Raw genomic sequence first — 17,213 nt, 5'->3', positions numbered from 1 at the left:
CGAAGGTGCCTCCCAACAACACTGGAGAAATGAAGGTCTGCCTTCATGAGACGCCTCGCCATCCAAGTAAAGCATCACCCTTGTTGTTTATGCGATTGAGGTGCATGATAACCTCGGAAATTGTAGGGAGACGCCTTCTGTTTTTCTAGCCTACACGTTGCAACAGAACCGGATTGCCCGATCGGGCGATTTCCGACCGTGACAATGACGTTGTTTCGCCGGATCGCGTCATGCTCATTGAGGCTCGCCGCATGAAGCTTTCGGTTACAATTCGTAGTCATCAGTCATGTTAAATCAAGGGGGATGTGATGGCTGCTGGTGAAACTTTTCCAAAAATTAGTCGAAAAATCTGGTGGCTGCTTCGTGATCGGCTCAAGAAGACGGTGCCGTCGGCGATTACTCCAACGATAATTTCTTCGCTTTCAGAAATGACGGAGGCCTCCGCAAAAGCGAATGTGATTGCTCCTTTGCGCCAGCTTGGGTTGATAGATGAAAACAGCAAATTAACTGACCTCGCTGAACGCTGGAGACACGATGACGAATACGCCAAGGTGTGTCTTGAGGTTAGACAGAAAACTTATCCGCAGGACTTGGTTGAAGCCTTCCCAGAGGTTAATGACAATCAACGTGGAACCATTAAGAATTGGTTTATGAAGTTTGGCCAAGTTGGTGAAGGAGCTGCGAAGAAGTTTGCTGACACGTATATTCTTTTGAGCGAGGCTGATCCAACCAAGGCTAATGAAAAGGCATCATCGGATTCTTCTCCTAAAGCTAAACCTCGCGCCGCCAAGCCTGCAAAAGCCGCACCAGTTGAGCCTCGTTATGAGGCACAGACAGCCCCAATGCAATCGTCACAAGCGATAGAACCAGCGCCTCACGGCAGTAGACGGATGCCAGCAATTCACATCGACGTTCAGGTGCATATCTCGCCAGATACCTCTCCGGATCAAATTGACCGCATTTTTGAGAGCATGGCAAAGCATCTTGGCGGCTATATCAAGTAGCGCTATGAGTTCAACCTCGTTGTGCGATGCTGTAGCTCTTGCCGCAGAGTTGCAGCAATCCGCGAGTGACGTCCTAAAGCCTCCATCAGAGATCGCGCCGTCGCGTGATGAACCAGTGATTTACATGGCCTTGGTTCGAGGCACTCGTGGGTATATCGAAAAGGTCGCTAATCAAGTAAATGGCACTTACAGCAAGGGGTGGTATGATGCTTGTGCGGTTATGCTCCGCCGACTTCTCGAAACGCTCATCATCGAGTGCTTCGAAGCACACATGATCAATGATCGCATTAAGGACTCCAATGGCAATTATTGGTTTCTCCGAGACTTGGTTGATGCGATGCTAAAAGAAACAAGCTGGACATTGGGGCGTAGCGTACGGTCGATCCTGCCGAAGCTTAAAGACATTGGCGATAAATCTGCACACAACAGGCGCTATAACGCCCACCGCGAAGACATCGACAAACTAACCAAAGATATTCGAGATACAATTCAAGAGTTAGTCGCGCTCGCTCGGTTGAAGTAGGTGGGAGTCCATTCCATCGCCTTATAAATGATCCGCCGTACTGCCATCGGCTAGTAGCTGCGGCTTGCAGCGGGTAGGATGCGCAAATGGGTTCATTTGCGCACGCGTCTGGATGATTGACATACATATGGTATGTTGGTTGTGTGATGTGCTTTCCTTTTGCGCTGATGGGGGCTTGACCGTCATGCGTTCGCATGCTGCGCATGCAAACCCTACGGTTCGTTTGTTAAATACTTGCACTCATTATGCCGCCATAAGGTTTCTGCCGTCTGCTGATCTCTATGCGGTTGGTTTGAACGAGTCGACTGCGTCCATCGAACGACGGGCATCGCCGATGGCGACCCGGATTACGCCGCGATGCAGCTCATCCAGGCTCCGTAATTTTTACGGAATCGTCTGGGCCATGCAGGTAAGACGAACGTCATAAATGTGAAGTGAAACACCCGCGTACAGGGGTGGCGGCCACATCCCTTTGGTGCGAGGCTGCGGCCCGCCAGAGCGCTGGGTCAGGGCGTTCCCGGTTGCGGATTGTCCGTATAACACAGATGGTTTTTGCAGGTGTCTGATTGCAGGTTGGTTTCTATTGCTGCTCGGGCGTGTAAGGGTTTTTGCTTTGGCTAAAACCCTGATAAAAATTCTTGTTGGATAGGCCTACCATGAAATTGAAGACTGGATTCACCCCCATCCTACCAGAAACGGAGGTCTGCCATGACAAGCGAACGGACTCTCAAGCTCGTGGAACACCACGAATTTCATGATGAAAGTGATCGGGAGCGCGAAGGGTATCTGGCCGAGGTTGCCGAGTTGGGCAAAACGGTTGAGATGCGGGAATTGGCTCCGCGCGCCAGTGCGATGCATGAGGTTGAAGAAACCATGCACATGGGCGCTTTTGGCGTCTAGCAGCAGTTCCAGAATAAAGAAAGCCCGCTAAAGCGGGCTTTCTTTTTTTGAAGTGTGATGCTTATTGCAACACGGTATTGATCACGTAGTTGCGCTGCAGGCCGTTACCTGCGACAACAACCTGATATTTCTTGCCGTCTGCGCGTACATCCACCGTGGCATATTGGTTGTGATAATTGATATCGCTGCCATAGGCTGTATTGGCCTGTAGCCCGACGTAGCTGATACCGTTGACCTGCTGGAAATCACCATCGTGATAGTGGCCTGCAAAGACGGCCAGCACGCGCCCGCTTTGCTCCAGAATGCTGCGTACTTCGGCGGCATTTTTGACGGCATGGGCCGGGTCGAACATGGGGTCGATCTGCTCGGCAGGGTTCAGGTATTGGTGGCTGAGTACGATCACCGGCAGGGTGTTGGCCTTCAGGTCGGCCTTGAGCCAGTTAATCTCTTCGGCGGGGATGTTGGCATCTGCCCAGCTATAGCCCGAGCCTGCCGTGGCAGGGATGCCGGAGTAGGCGTTGCCATCGGCCTTGAAGCCTGCATCCAGCACGATGATGTGTACGCCACCGTGGTTGAAGCTGTAGTAGGTGGCGCCTGCCGGGATGCCGGTGTTGCTGACGTGGGCCAGGTAATCGGCTTTGCTCAGTTGGTCGGTGTCATGGTTGCCAAAGACGTGGTAACGCGGCCCCTTGAATTGTGCCAACTTGGCTTCCGCCGCGTCCACAAAGCCCAGCGCCACGGTACGACGCTTGTCGTAGGTGAGGGTGGCGTCTGCAGGGTTGTCGGTGAAGTCTCCCAATTCGGCAACGAAGGCCACCTGCGCCTTGTTCATGGCGGTAGTGAAAGCATCAATCTTGGCCAACCCACCTGTGAAGTAGCGGGCCGTGGCGTTGGCGGTGATGGTAGGGGCCTGATCGGCCTTGTCGCTGACGTGAATATCCGTAATCAGGCCGAAGCTGAGGAGCTTGGTTTCTGCGGCCTGGGCGAGCCCCGCAAAGTTCAGTGCTACAGCAATCCCGAGTGCCATGAGCGATTGGCGTTTCATCAATGTCCCCCTTATCAGGCAAAAAGCGATACAGCGGCAAGCCGATGCCTTGCACGTATCATGTTGAAAGATCGGGGTCAGCATAGTCGGGAGAGGTTATAGATTTGTGATGGCCCGGCAGTGATCACTCATACAGGCCGTGATCACGGCTGCTCACAACAGCCGCTTGCTTGCGTTGCGGCAGGCGTTTGACGGAGCTTCGCACCACCAGGTGGCCATTGAGCAACACGCTGCATGGGGGCAAATCGGGATGCGTAATCCGCCGCTGCAAAAGCCGGATGGCTTCGCGGCCAAGGTCGTCACGGGGGACTTTTACGACCGTCAGCGGAACATCATGAATGTCGGATAGATTGATGCTGTCCATGCTCATGATCGATATGTCTGCGGGAACGGCGAGGCCTCTTTCTCGTAGCGCTTCCATTGCGCCCATTGCCAGAAAATCCCCGCCGACAAGCATCGCGTCCGGCCTGTGTGGGCCAGGAGACTGCGAGAGGTATTCTGAAATGGCTTCGCGGGCCTCGGCGGCACCAAAGCCGGTGGTGGCCACCAGATTGAGGTTGTCGTCGAATGGAATACCGTGCTGGGCAAGCGCATCCTTGATGCCACGCAGGCGGCGTTCCATGGTGCTGCGGCGCAGGCACATAAGGACCAGGATGTCGCGGTGCCCCTGCTCGACAAGGTAGTTGGCCGCGAATTCTCCGATCAGTTGATGATCCGGGGAGACGACATCCAGCCGCATGCTGTTGTCTCTCCCGTTGATCAGCACGCATGGTTTGCCGATATCTGCGGCAATTTCATGGATACGCGGGTCGTCAATGCCGATGAGGATGGCGGCTTCACAACCAGGGGCGTTGATCTTTTTCAGGAATAGCGGAGCATCGCTATCAGTCTCCTCAATGCCACAACAGGAAATTCTTACGTCATTCCCCGACACTGCTGCTTGTATGCTTTCTATGACTTTATAATAGAAAATGTCCGTGCGCAAATCAAATGCACGGGCGGGGGCAAAGATGGTCAGGGTGTTAAAAAGCAGGCGCCCATCCGTGATGTTGCTCAGGATGCCTTGCTGCTTGGCGCACGCCAGCACCCTCTGCTTGGCTTGGGCGCTTGTGTTGGATTTGCCGCTCAGTACCCGAGACACAGTGCTGGTCGATAGCCCCGTCTGTTCTGCAATCTCCCGAACCTTCAATCTGCTGTTCATGTTCCACCTCTAAGGGAAACTACTTATGCAAAGAATTGCATGAAAATAACTTGCACCACTTCAGATAGATAGTAATTCATATGTGGTCATTTGTTCATTATATGCAAAAAATTGCATAGATTCTGATTGCGGGCATGGCAGGAGGGCACTACTTTTGGACTTGCCATAGTTTCAATTGGAACGCCGGTCATCCCGAAGCCTTTTTCAAATGCCTGGCGGCACTTTTTTACTTCTCGATCAAACGGCGGCAATAATGAAACAACTCAAGGGACTACGCTGGTGGATCATCGGGCTGATTTGCCTGGGCACCATCATCAACTATCTGGCGCGCAACTCGTTAGGGGTCATGGCCCCGCAGTTGAAGGAGACGCTACACTTTACGACGCAGGAATATTCCTACGTGGTTGGCGCATTCCAACTGGCCTACACCGTGATGCAACCTGTGTGCGGTTACATTATCGACTTCCTGGGCCTTAAAGTCGGTTTTGCATTGTTTGCTGTGTTTTGGTCGCTCGCATCCATTTTGCATTCTGCGGCCAATAGCTGGCAGGGGCTTGCGTTCTTCCGGGGTTTGCTCGGGTTGAACGAGGCGGCCGCCATTCCATCGGGTATCAAGGCCGTTGGAGAATGGTTTCCAGCCAAGGAGCGTTCGGTCGCCGTCGGTTGGTTTAACGCGGGCACCTCGCTGGGCGCCATGCTGGCCCCGCCACTGATCATTTTCGTGGCGCTGCAAAGCTCCTGGCGCTGGGCGTTTGTGGTGCCCGGCATCATGGGCTTGGCCTGGGCCGCCCTGTGGTATTTCTGTTATCGCTCGCCAAAGGAACACGCGCTGATCAGCGAATCCGAGCTTGATTACATCCTGAGCGGCCAAGTTGCCCAGCCGGTGACCCAGAAAAAACCTGCGCTCAAGGATATCGTGTTCACCAGGACATTCTGGGCCATCGCGCTGCCCCGTTTCCTTGCCGAACCCGCATGGCAGACCTTCAGTTTCTGGATTCCGCTTTACCTATCGACCGAGCGCGGCATGGATATCAAGCAGATCGCATTGTTTGCCTGGCTCCCTTTCCTGACGGCGGATCTTGGCGGGATTCTTGGCGGTTATCTCTCTCCCTTCTTCATGAAACACTTCCAGTTCAAGCTGATCAATTCACGCATTGCCGGGGTGGTGCTGGGGGCCGTATGCATGATCGGCCCAGGCTGCATCGGCCTGGTCAGCAGCCCCTACAGCGCAATCGCATTATTCTGCCTGGGCGGTTTTGCACACCAAATGATATCGGCATTGCTCAACACATTGTCCACCGATGTCTTCAAGCCCAATGAATTGGCGACTGCGAACGGCATGACCGGGATGGTGTCCTGGATTGGTGGCCTTTCGTTCTCCCTGGTGGTGGGTGCGCTGGCCTCCAAGATTGGCTACAACCCACTGTTCGTATGCCTGACGGTTTTCGACATCCTGGGCGCCATCATCGTCGTTTCCCTGTTGCGTAACCGCGAGTCGGTGAACGCCTGAACCTGAAAAATACCCCTGTCATTCCTTGGGATGGCAGGGACTCCCTCTCAGCCTGCCTATCAGGCACCTCCGAGTGCCGGAAGAAAATATTAACATGTCAATGTCAAACCCTCCCCTGTTTTCTCTGCAGTCCGGTGAAGGCAATCACCTCGTACTGGCAAGCCCGGAAGGTCATCTTGCGCACGTTTTTGTGCTGGAGGAAGACATCATCCGGGTGATGGTGTTACCCGGCGGAACCCTTCGCTTCCCCAAAACATGGGCGATTGCACCCGGCCAGGAAGATGTGGCCGTGAGTGGGCGAGACCGCTTCGACCTCAGCGGATTCAGCCTACCTGCCTTTCATTTTGAGCATACGGCAGAGAGCCTCGGTGTCATGACGAAGAAAGTCCGCCTGACAATTCGTCTGGATGGTCTGTTCTGCCAATGGCGGGTGTATGCCCACGGCGCATGGCAGCTTGTTGCCAGTGATCGCGCAACGCAGGGCTACAACTTTGGCTGGTGGGATGAGAAGGTCTACCACTACCTCAAGCGCGAAGCTGACGAAATGTATTTCGGCCTGGGGGAGCGGGCCGGCGAAGCCAATCGCCTGGGCAAGAGCTATCGCATGTGCAACCTTGACCCCATGGGCTATAGTGCCCGTACAACCGATCCACTGTACAAGCATATTCCGTTTTACCTGACTTGGAAACGCCAGCAGAAAGTTGCCTTCGGCTTGTTCTATGACACCCTGTCGGACTGTACTTTCGACATGGGGCGCGAGCTGGACAACTACCACGGGCACTATCGTTATTTCTGCGCTGACTATGGCGACCTCGATTACTACTTCGTCGCAGGGCCGACCCCTGCCGAGGTATCACAGCGCTATACATGGATGACCGGCCGCCCCACGTTCTCACCCAAATGGGGGCTGGGTTATTCAGGCTCTACCATGACCTATACCGACGCACCCAACGCGCAGGAGCGGATGAACGAGTTTCTGGAGGGTTGCACGAAGCACGATATTCCATGTGATTCCTTCCACCTGTCATCGGGCTATACCTCTATCGGTGCCAAGCGCTATGTATTTAATTGGAATCAGGATAAGTTCCCCGATCCAGAGGGCTTTGCCCGCCACTATCTGGAGCATGGTGTAAGACTCTGTGCCAACATCAAGCCCTGCCTGCTGCGAGATCACCCCCGCTATGACGAGGCCACTGCAGCCGGACTCTTTGTGCGTAATCCAGATGGTACCCCTGCCCAAGTTCAATTCTGGGACGAAACAGGTTCCTATCTCGATTTTACCAATCCGCATACCTTCGACTGGTGGAAAGCCAGCGTGACTGAGGCGCTGCTCAAGTACGGCATCTCATCCACCTGGAACGACAACAACGAGTTCGAGATCTGGAGTGACCAGCCTCTCGCTCATGGATTCGGCACGCCTCGGCGGGCCCGCGAAGCCAAGCCACTGCAAACCATGCTGATGTTGATGGCATCACATCAGGCACAAAGCGCACATGCGCCCGGCAAGCGTCCTTTCCTGATCTCGCGTTCCGGGGCTGCCGGGATGCAGCGTTATGTGCAAACCTGGTCTGGCGACAACTTCACGTCCTGGGAGACGCTGCGCTACAACATCCGCATGGGGTTGAGTCTGGCAATCTCCGGGGTGTCGAACACCGGCCACGATATCGGTGGCTTTGCTGGCCCGGCGCCAGAGCCTGAACTCTTCTTGCGATGGGTACAACACGGGATTTTTCTGCCGCGCTTCAGCATCCATTCCTGGAACGATGACAAGACCGTCAACGAACCCTGGATGTATCCGGAAATCACCGCGCATATCCGCAGCCTGATCAAGCTCCGCTACCGCCTCACCCCTTATCTGTACGATTTGCTGTGGCGCTCGCACACCCGTTTCGAGCCGATGATCTGTCCGACCTTCTATGAGTTTCCGCACGATGACAAGTGCTTTGAAGAAAATGACGACATGATGCTCGGCGCCAAGTTGCTGGTGGCATCGGTTGTCGAACCCGGACAGCGCGAGAGAAAGGTATATCTGCCGGAGAGTGGCTACTGGTATGACTATTGGAGTGGCGACCATTTCCTGGGCGGGCAGACCATTACGCTGCCTGCGCCATGGGACCGCCCACCGCTACTCGTGCGGGAAGCCAGCGCCATCCCGCTTGACCTTGCGGAAAGGCACTTTGCTCCGTCGCATGAAGAGCAGCGCGGTTTCGCGGTTTTCCCACCCCTGGGGACTGGGGCCTTCAGCGACGAGTTCTTTGAAGATGATGGCGAAAGCCAGAACTATCGTTCACAACACTTCGGGCTCTGGAAAATCCATGTCATGGCTGATGCCACGACCATTACCCTGGAACTGAACTACACGGGCGATTATGCCACCCCCGGCGCGGCAATCAACCTACTTCTGCCCAAGCATGAAATCCGTGCGGTTCAAGTCAAGGCTGCAACGCTGCTTGCAGACGTCATCACGAGTGAATGGCGCGTTCTCACCGTGTCGCTTGGTTCTGCTTGATCACCAGGCTTGTCGTCTCCGTCATCCCCGGCGGAGACGACAAGTATCCAGTCTGCCGTGCTTAGCACGGTGCATTCTTGCTTTCAGGCCAAATGCCGCCCCGTCGCAATGCACTCATATGCATACCTGATTCACGGGCGCGTTGCAGTTTGTCAAGCGATGTCCTAAGGCTCAATATCTGCTCTGCCAACGCAACGTTAGGCGTTGTCTTTTGTGGATAAAGCGCCTCTCCTGCTACTTGCGTGGTATGAACAGGACATTTCTCGCATTTCTTGTGGTCTGCGGCAGGATGAGCCAGATAACCTGAACCCAGCGCAAACACACCTTGACTTTCAGCTTTGACGGAAGTCGGTGTGGTCATGGCATGGGGTTTTTCGGTCTGAGGTTCAGGTTCTGCCCACACGATCATGCCGAGTTTGGCAAACTCGGCAACATACTGATTGGCGATTTCCTCGTTGGGAAGGCCGCCTTTGATGAAGACCTTTTGCCCGGTGAACAGGCGCTCAATCTTTGCAAGTGATGCGTTGAGGCGAAAGGCCGCAAGTTTGCGTACCAACGCAACATCGTAGCCTTCTTGAATTGTGCCCCTGAATAAAATCCGATAACGCGTGCCCATTGCATGACTCCTTCAAATTGAATACCGATTCCCATGCAGAATTGCCCCATGGTTTTCATTTGAAATCGACTTGCCACTTCGCCGGATGTCTTCAAGTTGACTGTCTGTTGGCTATTCCGTCTTTTCACCAGACATCGCGTCACCCATGTTGTCGATTTCTGTTCAAAGTGCTGGTCAAGAGTTTGTACGGACTGGTGGAGTGGGGCTTCGATAATGCGAAGCCAAGTGTGGTTGTTCGAAGTTCTTGTGTGTCCAGGGAATTGGGCCGCAGGCGGTGGTTCCAACGGTTGAATCTGCCACCGAAGTGAGGTTTGACGGGGGCGCGATGCGAGAGCAATATCAATAGATTGGGTTCAGCCAGAAGTGGGCGGTAGCTAACATGCGCAAACAAAATATGCATAAAGCAAATACAGCGACCGTTAAGGTCCCCATTAGGCTAAAGCTCATAATCACAAGTGTGTTTTTGATTATCCCGGTTGTCACGCTGGTGCTTGCTCATTTTTTGCCCGCACCCATTTCTCGGAGTGAGGCCTGTGAGCGACGATGCGCCGAGGTAGGCAAAGGATCTCGGCTGAAGGGAAAAGGGCCGTTGACGACGAAGGGTCGTTATTTTGAATATGACTGTGTATGTCAATAGCGAGGTGGGCGTCTTGATTCTGCTGTAACTTGTAGCGGCCAGACAGCAAAAAAGCCAAGCATGTGAGCTTGGCTTTTTTGTGCAGCGGAATTCTTGGAGCGGGCGAAGGGAATCGAACCCTCGGCTCTAGCTTGGGAAGCTAGGGTATTACCATTATACGACGCCCGCGAGTCGTTCATTGTAAGCTTATCTTGCTGTCCGATGCAAGTACCGGCGATCCTGCCCTTTTGCGACATTTGGTGCAACACAGGTGGCGGGATTCGTTAGAATCGGCCATCGGCTCACACAGTGGGCATTGTATTGTGCATGAAGGAAGATTGTGACCATTCTGCGTGGGCCTGTGCGCCCGGATTTGCTGCGTGAAGAAGTATTGGCAGACGTTTTTGAGGCTACGGCAAGCCGTGTGCCTGAGCTTATTGCCCTGGAAGCGGGTGATGTGTGTTTGAGTTATGGGGAGCTTGATGCGCGTGCCAACGTGCTGGCGCATCATCTGTTGCAGCGTGGTGCGCGTGGCGGTGCGATTGTCGGTTTGTGGATGCCGCGTGGTATGGAATTGCTGGTGGCCCAGTTGGCCATTGCCAAAACGGGGGCGGCTTGGTTGCCTTGTGACGCGGATATTCCCGCCGAGCGGGTCGAGGTGTGCCTGCAGGATGCCGGGGCCATCGGGATCGTGACCTCTGCTGCCTTGGCCGATGGTCTGCAAACACCGGGATGCCCGGTGTGGCTGGCTGAGGATTTGGCGCAACGCCCGGTGGACGGCGCTTTGCAGCGACGCCAGGGTGTGCATACCGAACACCCCGCCTATGTGATCTATACATCAGGTTCGACGGGCAAACCCAAAGGGGTGGCGATCAACCAGGGGGCCATCTGCCATTTTCTGCGTAGCGAGAATGCGGTGCTGGGCGTGCGCGAGGGCGACCGCGTGTACCAAGGCTTCTCGGTTGCATTTGATATGTCGTTTGAGGAGATCTGGATCTCCTACCTCGTGGGTGCAAGCCTGTGGATCGCGCCGCGTGAAATCACCGCCGACCCCGATGCACTGCCGCGTGCGCTGGTGGCACAGCGTATCAACGTGCTCCATGCCGTGCCTACCCTGTTGGCATTATTTGGCCAGGACGTACCCGATCTGCGGATCATCAACCTGGGGGGCGAGCGTTGCCCGCAGGAACTGGTGGAGCGTTGGGCGTGCCCCGGGCGGCAGGTATTCAATACCTACGGGCCGACTGAAGGCACCGTATCGGCAAGTCTGGCCGAGTTGCATGCAGGTGAGCCTGTGACCATCGGTGAGCCTTTGCCCAACTATGGATTGCTGGTGGTGGATGCACAGATGAATCTGCTGCCTGCGGGCGAAACCGGTGAGCTGTGCATCATCGGCCCCGGTGTGGCAGAGGGCTATCTGGGTCGCCCCGAACTGACGGCCGAGAAGTTCCTGCCCAACCCCTGGATGAGCCACCCCCGCGAGCCGCGTCTGTACCGCACCGGGGACCTGGCTCGTATCGATGAACATGGGCAGATCCACTGCCTGGGCCGGGCGGACGATCAGGTTAAGGTGCGTGGCTTTCGGGTCGAGCTGGGCGAGATCGAAGCCGTGTTGGGCAAGCTTTTGGGCAATGGCACGGCGGCGGTGGTGCTCAAGCCGATTGATGGCATTGAGCAACTGGTGGCCTATTATGTGTCCGGTGATGGCGAGGCGCCCACGGTGGCCAAGCTGCGGGGCGGCCTGCGCGAGCAGTTGCCCCCTTATATGGTGCCGGTGCATTTTGAGCTGGTGGAGGTCATCCCCCGCCTGACTTCTGGCAAGATCGACCGCAAGACGCTGGCTGCGCGCCCGCTTGGCGAACGCGAGCAGGGTGCAGGTGGCGATACGCCGGATGACGCCATCGAAGAAGCCCTGTTCGCCATGCTTGCCCGCTACTTCCCAGGGCAGGCCATCTATCGGTCGCAGGACTTCTTTGACGACCTGGGTGGGCATTCCCTTCTGGCGGCACGTCTGGTATCCGCTCTGCGGGCTGATCCGCGCTTTGTGCAGATGACCGTGCATGACATCTACCACCAGCGCAAGATCGGCTTGATTGCCGTCGCCATGCGTGGTCGGCAGGCGCAGAAAAGCGTACCTCAGCAGGCCTTCGTCGATGCCCCAGCATGGCGGCGCCTCAGTTGTGGTCTGGCACAATTGATGGCGCTTCCATTCATGATCTGTCTGCATATCATGAACTGGCTGTCCCCATTCTTCACCTACCACTTCTTTACCGGCGACCCCGGCGACAGCATCGTGTTCGCCACGTTTGCCTCGGTGGTGGTGTTCCTGGGGGCGCATCTGTTCAGCCTAGGGGTATCTGTGCTGGCCAGCCGTGTGCTGATGCGTGGGATTGCCGCAGGGCGTTACCCGCTCTGGGGGCTGACCTATTTCCGTTGGTGGCTGGCAGACCGGCTCCACCACGTGGCGCCCGCCTATCTGCTGTCGGGTTCCTCGCTGTATAACAACTACCTGCGGGCGATGGGGGCAAAGATCGGGCATGACGTGGTGATCGGCTCCATCACCATCCGCCAGCCCCATCTGCTGGAAATCGGTGATGGAGCCAGCATTGGCTCTACTACGCACCTGGAGAACGTTCGCGTTGAGCGCGGCATGATGGTGGTGGGGGCGATCAAGATCGGTGCCGAAGGCTACGTGGGCTCTTACGCAGTGATGCAGGGCAATACCGAGATCGCCGATTATGGGCATCTGGATAGTCTGTCCTCCCTGAGCGATGGGCAACGCATCGGCCAGGCCGAAGTGTGGGATGGCGCCCCTGCACGCAAGTTGCGCATGGTGCGGGAAGGGGAACTCCCCGCCCGCCCCGCCGTATCCAGACTGCGCCTGTATGCGGAGTACTGGTACTTCATGTTTGGCTCTGCGCTGACCTCGGTGCTGTTCTTCCTGCCGCTGTTCCCGGCCTTCATGCTGATTGATGCCTTGGAGGGCAGCGTGTTGGCGCCCTCGCTGGAAGGCAATGGTTACGTTGTCTCGGCGCTGGAATATGCGGTACTCGCCTTGCCCGCGAGCGCGGTGTTGATCGTCAGTACCGCGTTGATTGCAGCGGCGATCCGCTGGATCGTGCTGCCGCGTCTGAGTGCCGGAAGCTGGCCGGTGCACAGTGGCATCTACTGTCGCAAATGGATTGCCAACCAGATCCAGGTGGCCAGTCTCCATGTGCTGCACGGGGTATATGCCACCGTGTACGCCCCGTTCTGGTATCGCTTGCTAGGCGCCAAGATCGGCAAGGGCGCGGAAATCTCCACCGCCATGGGGGTGGTGCCGGACATGCTGACGCTGGGGGACGACACTTTCATTGCCGATGCCGTCATGCTCGGCGATGAGCAGGTTGATGGCGGCTGGATGTCGCTGGACTATACCGTGGTGGGTAACCGCAGCTTTGTCGGCAATGGTGCCTATGTGCCGGATGGGACGACGCTGCCCGAAGACGTGCTGATCGGTGTGCAATCCAAGGCGCCGCCAAGCGAATCTCTGCACAAGGGGGAAACCTGGGTCGGTTCGCCTCCGCTCTTGCTGCCATCGCGTGAGACGCTGGCAGGCTTTCCCGAGTCGGTTACTTTCCGCCCCTCGGTTTGGCGGCGTATTGGCCGGGGGCTGGTGGAAGCGATGCGCATCCTCTTCCCCTTGTCGCTGATCATTGGTGCTGGTTATGTCATCGTCTTGAACGTGATGCCGATTGCGGCCAATGAGCGGTGGTGGACGCTGTTGATCCATCTGGCGCTGAGTGGTTTGTATTACGGTGTGGGCTGCTTCCTCTTCGTGGTGGTGCTCAAGTGGCTCCTGATCGGGCGCTACAAGCCACGGGCAGCACCCATGTGGACGCCTTTCGTGTGGATCAGCGAGGCGCTGACCAATCTGTATGAATCGATTGCCGTGCCCAACTTCCTTGAATTCCTGCGCGGCACGCCCATGCTGCCCCTGGTGCTGCGCCTGCTGGGCGTGAAGACGGGCAAGGCGGTCTATATGGATACCACCGATGTGACCGAGTTCGATTGCGTCAGCATTGGTGACCATGCTGAGCTGAACGCGTGGTCAGGCCCGCAGACCCACTTGTTTGAAGACCGCATCATGAAAATCGGTCGCGTGGTGATTGGCAAACGGGTCACCATCAACGCACGTGCCACCGTGCTCTACGATGCGGAGGTGGGTGACGGCGCCGTGCTTGGGCCGCTGACGCTGGTGATGAAGGGCGAGCGGATTCCGGCAGAAACCGCCTGGACAGGGTCGCCTGCACAGCCCTGGCAGCGATGAGCTGCCTGCCTCTGCGCGCACCAACGGCTCGCCCCACACTCTGCAGTGGACGGGCGGAAGTCTGGTTGCTGCGCGGAGCAGGGCGGGAGGGGCTGCGTCGTGCGGCTCACCGTCAGTTGGAAGAGGTGCTGGCCGACTACCTCGGCCCCGCCTCCAGTCCAATTGCCGTACATGGCCGAAACATCGCCCCGCAGATCGTGGCCCGCTGGCAGGGCTATCCGCTTTACGCCAGCCTCAGTTACGCAGGTGATTGCGCATTGGTGGCGCTCTGCCCGGACGCACGTGTAGGGGTGGACATCGTCTATATTGAACCCCAGCCAGATCAGGTCCAGGTGGCACGCGATTATCTTGACCCGCAACTGGCGGCGAGCTTCGCCTACCAGGATGCCGAAGCCCGTTCTATCGCGTTTGCCCGGGCGTGGGCCGAGATGGAAGCACGCAGCAAATGCCTGGGGCTGGGGCTGGAGGAGTGGAGCCGTAGCCGGGCACAAGTCTTGGCCCGGCCGCAACTCAAAACCCTGATTGCGCCTCCCGGTTATGTCGCGGTAGCGGCGGTGTTCTAGAGCAGCGTGGTACACTGCCACCCAAACTCAAGGGGCGCCGATCAAACGCTCAGGAATCCGACCATGTTGCACATATCCATCAATGGTGAATCGCGTGAATTCTCCGCTGCCATGACCTTGGCGGCGCTGCTCGACGAATTGGGGCTGACCGGCAAGCGTGTGGCCATCGAGCGCAATGGCGAAATCGTGCCCAAGGGACTGCATGCCTCTACCCAGCTCGCCGAAGGTGACGCGCTGGAAATCGTCGTCGCGGTAGGCGGCGGCTGAACCCCTTTCATTTTCAGGACTCTGCTCATGAATGACCCTCTGGTGATTGCTGGCCGTGAATATGCTTCCCGCCTTTTGGTGGGCACGGGCAAGTACAAGGATTTTGATGAAACGCGCCGCGCCATTGATGCCTCTGGCGCACAGATCGTCACGGTGGCCGTACGCCGTGTGAATATCGGCCAGAATGCCAATGAGCCCAGTCTGCTCGATGCACTGCCGATGAAGGATTTCACCTATCTACCCAATACCGCAGGCTGTTTTACGGCTGACGATGCTGTTCGCACCCTGCGCTTGGCGCGGGAACTGCTCGACGGGCATGATCTGGTCAAGCTCGAAGTGCTGGGCGACGCGACCACGCTCTTCCCGAACATGCCTGAAACGCTCAAGGCGGCCGAAGTGCTGGTCAAGGATGGCTTCAAGGTGATGGTGTACTGTTCGGATGACCCCATCCAGGCCAAGATGCTTGAAGAGATCGGCTGTGCCGCAGTGATGCCGCTGGCATCGTTGATCGGCTCCGGCATGGGGATTCTGAATCCTTGGAACCTCAAGCTCATCATTGATCAGGCCAAGGTGCCGGTGATTGTGGATGCAGGCGTAGGCACGGCTTCCGATGCCGCCATTGCCATGGAATTGGGCTGTGATGGCGTGTTGATGAACACCGCGATTGCCAAGGCACAAGACCCCGTGCGCATGGCGGGCGCCATGAAAAAGGCGGTTGAAGCCGGGCGGGACGCCTATCTGGCAGGACGTATGCCACGTAAGTATTACGAGGCAGCTCCCAGCTCGCCGACGACAGGTTTGATTGGAAGTTGAGCGCTTGCATGAACGAGCACGATCACAAGACTGAGCAAGAGCATGACGACGATGCCGGTGGCGAGCCCACCGGCCGTTTCTCACGGCAGCCTATCCGCAGCTTCGTGCTGCGCCAGGGGCGGATGTCGGACGCGCAAAAGCGCTACATCGATGAACTGTTGCCGCGCTACGCCATCCCGTATCGCACGGTGCCCATCGATTATGCAGATGTATTCGGACGCAAGGCCCCCGTGGTGCTGGAAATCGGCTGCGGCATGGGCGACACCACCGCGAAGATTGCGGCGACCCGGCCTGATACCGATTTTATCGGCATCGAAGTGCACGGCCCCGGCGTGGGCAACCTGTGCAAGCTGATTGACGAGCAGAAACTCACCAATCTGCGTGTCATGCAGCATGACGCCACCGAAGTGGTGCGCGACATGATCGCGCCGGATTCGCTGGCCGGGGTGCACGTGTATTTCCCCGACCCCTGGCCGAAAAAGCGCCACCACAAGCGGCGCATCCTGCAACCCGCGTTTGTGGCCGAACTCGCCAAGCGGCTCGCCCCCGGTGGCTATCTGCACTGCGCCACGGATTGGGAGGAATATGCCCAGTTCATGCTGGAAACGCTCAGCGCCGAACCCCTGCTGCAAAACACCGCAGCGGATTATGCGCCCAAGCCGGATTATCGCCCGCTCACCAAGTTCGAGGCGCGCGGCCTGCGCCTGGGGCATGGTGTGTGGGATCTGGTTTTTCGCCGTATCTAGCCGATGAGCAAACCGCTGGAGCTGCCGCCCACGCGCATTCTGGGGATTGACCCCGGTCTGCGCATCACCGGTTTCGGGGTGATCGACCGGGTTGGCACCAAGCTCCAGTATGTGGCCAGCGGCTGCATCCGCTCACCCAATGGCACGCTGCCAGAGCGGCTCAAGGTCATCCTTGCCGGGGTGCAGGAAGTGGTGGATACCTACCACCCTGCCGAAGCTGCGGTAGAAATCGTCTTCGTCAACGTCAATCCACAATCCACGCTTCTGCTCGGGCAGGCGCGTGGCGCGGCGATCTGCGGGCTGGTCAGCCGCGATCTGCCCGTGTCGGAATACACCGCGCTGCAGGTCAAACAGGCTGTGGTGGGCTATGGCAAAGCCAACAAGGAACAGGTGCAGCACATGGTCAAGCGCCTGCTGCAACTGCCCGGCGACCCGCAGGCCGACGCGGCGGATGCCCTGGCCTGCGCCATCAGCCATGCCCATGGCGGCGGGCCATCGGGTGGCCTGCTTGCGCTGACCAAGACGTCCCGCAAACGTGGCGGCCGCCTGATGACTTTGCCTGAGCGCAAAAGCTAATCGGTAGTGCGCCGA

14 protein-coding genes and 1 tRNA gene are annotated in these 17,213 nt (G+C 57.2%); 11 read left to right on the top strand and 4 right to left on the bottom strand.

Going from position 1 to position 17,213, the window contains the following annotated elements:
- Window positions 1-308 precede the first annotated feature (308 nt).
- The 3 genes from B145_RS0100630 to B145_RS0100620 all read left to right on the top strand — a co-directional run bounded on the left by B145_RS0100630 (window position 309) and on the right by B145_RS0100620 (window position 2,427).
- The gene (locus tag B145_RS0100630; RefSeq protein ID WP_018604446.1) at window positions 309-1,004 is read left to right on the top strand and encodes a DUF5343 domain-containing protein; all 696 of its coding nucleotides are present in this window, start codon (window positions 309-311) and stop codon (window positions 1,002-1,004) included.
- Window positions 1,005-1,008: 4 nt separating this feature from the next.
- A complete protein-coding gene (locus B145_RS0100625; protein WP_018604445.1) occupies window positions 1,009-1,527 on the top strand; it encodes a DUF4145 domain-containing protein in 519 nt (172 codons plus the stop codon).
- Window positions 1,528-2,235: 708 nt separating this feature from the next.
- Entirely contained in the window at window positions 2,236-2,427 is a 192-nt protein-coding gene (locus tag B145_RS0100620; RefSeq protein WP_018604444.1) for a hypothetical protein, read from the top strand.
- 61 nt (window positions 2,428-2,488) lie between these two features.
- On the opposite strand, the gene B145_RS23890 is transcribed toward B145_RS0100620, so the two are convergent.
- Both B145_RS23890 and B145_RS0100610 read right to left on the bottom strand, forming a co-directional pair.
- Window positions 2,489-3,472, bottom strand: a complete 984-nt coding sequence (locus tag B145_RS23890) for a metallophosphoesterase family protein (RefSeq protein WP_157288211.1) — start codon at window positions 3,470-3,472, stop codon at window positions 2,489-2,491.
- Between the two features lie 124 nt (window positions 3,473-3,596).
- Window positions 3,597-4,673 (bottom strand): LacI family DNA-binding transcriptional regulator, encoded by a 1,077-nt coding sequence (locus tag B145_RS0100610; RefSeq protein WP_018604442.1) that lies wholly within the window; start codon window positions 4,671-4,673, stop codon window positions 3,597-3,599.
- 253 nt (window positions 4,674-4,926) lie between these two features.
- Here B145_RS0100610 and B145_RS0100605 point away from each other — a divergent pair, with 253 nt between their 5' ends.
- Together B145_RS0100605 and B145_RS0100600 are read left to right on the top strand one after the other, a co-directional pair.
- The gene (locus tag B145_RS0100605) at window positions 4,927-6,183 is read left to right on the top strand and encodes an MFS transporter (RefSeq protein WP_018604441.1); all 1,257 of its coding nucleotides are present in this window, start codon (window positions 4,927-4,929) and stop codon (window positions 6,181-6,183) included.
- Window positions 6,184-6,277: 94 nt separating this feature from the next.
- Window positions 6,278-8,692, top strand: a complete 2,415-nt coding sequence (locus tag B145_RS0100600; protein ID WP_026258689.1) for a glycoside hydrolase family 31 protein — start codon at window positions 6,278-6,280, stop codon at window positions 8,690-8,692.
- A gap of 61 nt (window positions 8,693-8,753) precedes the next feature.
- Here the strand turns inward: B145_RS0100600 and B145_RS0100595 are convergent, their stop codons facing one another.
- Window positions 8,754-9,308, bottom strand: a complete 555-nt coding sequence (locus B145_RS0100595) for a hypothetical protein (RefSeq protein ID WP_018604439.1) — start codon at window positions 9,306-9,308, stop codon at window positions 8,754-8,756.
- Window positions 9,309-10,039: 731 nt separating this feature from the next.
- Window positions 10,040-10,113, bottom strand: a tRNA-Gly gene (locus B145_RS0100590).
- Between the two features lie 151 nt (window positions 10,114-10,264).
- Between B145_RS0100590 and B145_RS0100585 the strand changes: the two genes are divergently transcribed.
- The 6 genes from B145_RS0100585 (at window position 10,265) to ruvC (ending at window position 17,198) form a co-directional block, all read left to right on the top strand.
- Window positions 10,265-14,233: a Pls/PosA family non-ribosomal peptide synthetase gene (locus B145_RS0100585; protein WP_018604438.1), complete on the top strand. Its 3,969-nt coding sequence runs from the start codon at window positions 10,265-10,267 to the stop codon at window positions 14,231-14,233.
- A complete protein-coding gene (locus tag B145_RS27095) occupies window positions 14,230-14,796 on the top strand; it encodes a 4'-phosphopantetheinyl transferase family protein (protein ID WP_018604437.1) in 567 nt (188 codons plus the stop codon). The genes B145_RS0100585 and B145_RS27095 overlap by 4 nt, the downstream gene beginning before the upstream one ends.
- Window positions 14,797-14,859: 63 nt before the next feature.
- A complete protein-coding gene (gene thiS / locus B145_RS0100575) occupies window positions 14,860-15,063 on the top strand; it encodes a sulfur carrier protein ThiS (RefSeq protein WP_018604436.1) in 204 nt (67 codons plus the stop codon).
- 27 nt (window positions 15,064-15,090) lie between these two features.
- Window positions 15,091-15,876, top strand: a complete 786-nt coding sequence (locus B145_RS0100570; protein ID WP_018604435.1) for a thiazole synthase — start codon at window positions 15,091-15,093, stop codon at window positions 15,874-15,876.
- 8 nt (window positions 15,877-15,884) lie between these two features.
- Window positions 15,885-16,622 carry a tRNA (guanosine(46)-N7)-methyltransferase TrmB gene (gene trmB, locus B145_RS0100565; RefSeq protein ID WP_018604434.1) on the top strand — a complete coding sequence of 246 codons (738 nt, stop codon included), beginning with the start codon at window positions 15,885-15,887 and terminating at the stop codon, window positions 16,620-16,622.
- A gap of 3 nt (window positions 16,623-16,625) precedes the next feature.
- A complete protein-coding gene (gene ruvC, locus B145_RS0100560) occupies window positions 16,626-17,198 on the top strand; it encodes a crossover junction endodeoxyribonuclease RuvC (protein ID WP_018604433.1) in 573 nt (190 codons plus the stop codon).
- The last annotated feature ends 15 nt before the right edge of the window (window positions 17,199-17,213 follow it).

It is taken from the genome of Uliginosibacterium gangwonense DSM 18521, assembly GCF_000373965.1.
GTDB lineage: Bacteria > Pseudomonadota > Gammaproteobacteria > Burkholderiales > Rhodocyclaceae > Uliginosibacterium > Uliginosibacterium gangwonense.
The sequence above is the reverse complement of the archived record's forward strand: the minus strand, read 5'-3'. Positions and strand labels throughout refer to the sequence as shown.

Bases quoted from the DNA above. Each gene is read 5' to 3' on its own strand.
- ruvC (WP_018604433.1), top strand. From the start codon at position 16,626: ATGAGCAAACCGCTGGAGCTGCCGCCCACGCGCATTCTGGGGATTGAC.
- B145_RS27095 (WP_018604437.1), top strand. From the start codon at position 14,230: ATGAGCTGCCTGCCTCTGCGCGCACCAACGGCTCGCCCCACACTCTGC.
- B145_RS0100625 (WP_018604445.1), top strand. From the start codon at position 1,009: ATGAGTTCAACCTCGTTGTGCGATGCTGTAGCTCTTGCCGCAGAGTTG.
- trmB (WP_018604434.1), top strand. From the start codon at position 15,885: ATGAACGAGCACGATCACAAGACTGAGCAAGAGCATGACGACGATGCC.
- thiS (WP_018604436.1), top strand. From the start codon at position 14,860: ATGTTGCACATATCCATCAATGGTGAATCGCGTGAATTCTCCGCTGCC.
- B145_RS0100570 (WP_018604435.1), top strand. From the start codon at position 15,091: ATGAATGACCCTCTGGTGATTGCTGGCCGTGAATATGCTTCCCGCCTT.
- B145_RS23890 (WP_157288211.1), bottom strand. From the start codon at position 3,472: ATGAAACGCCAATCGCTCATGGCACTCGGGATTGCTGTAGCACTGAAC.
- B145_RS0100630 (WP_018604446.1), top strand. From the start codon at position 309: ATGGCTGCTGGTGAAACTTTTCCAAAAATTAGTCGAAAAATCTGGTGG.
- B145_RS0100600 (WP_026258689.1), top strand. From the start codon at position 6,278: ATGTCAATGTCAAACCCTCCCCTGTTTTCTCTGCAGTCCGGTGAAGGC.
- B145_RS0100595 (WP_018604439.1), bottom strand. From the start codon at position 9,308: ATGGGCACGCGTTATCGGATTTTATTCAGGGGCACAATTCAAGAAGGC.
- B145_RS0100610 (WP_018604442.1), bottom strand. From the start codon at position 4,673: ATGAACAGCAGATTGAAGGTTCGGGAGATTGCAGAACAGACGGGGCTA.
- B145_RS0100620 (WP_018604444.1), top strand. From the start codon at position 2,236: ATGACAAGCGAACGGACTCTCAAGCTCGTGGAACACCACGAATTTCAT.
- B145_RS0100605 (WP_018604441.1), top strand. From the start codon at position 4,927: ATGAAACAACTCAAGGGACTACGCTGGTGGATCATCGGGCTGATTTGC.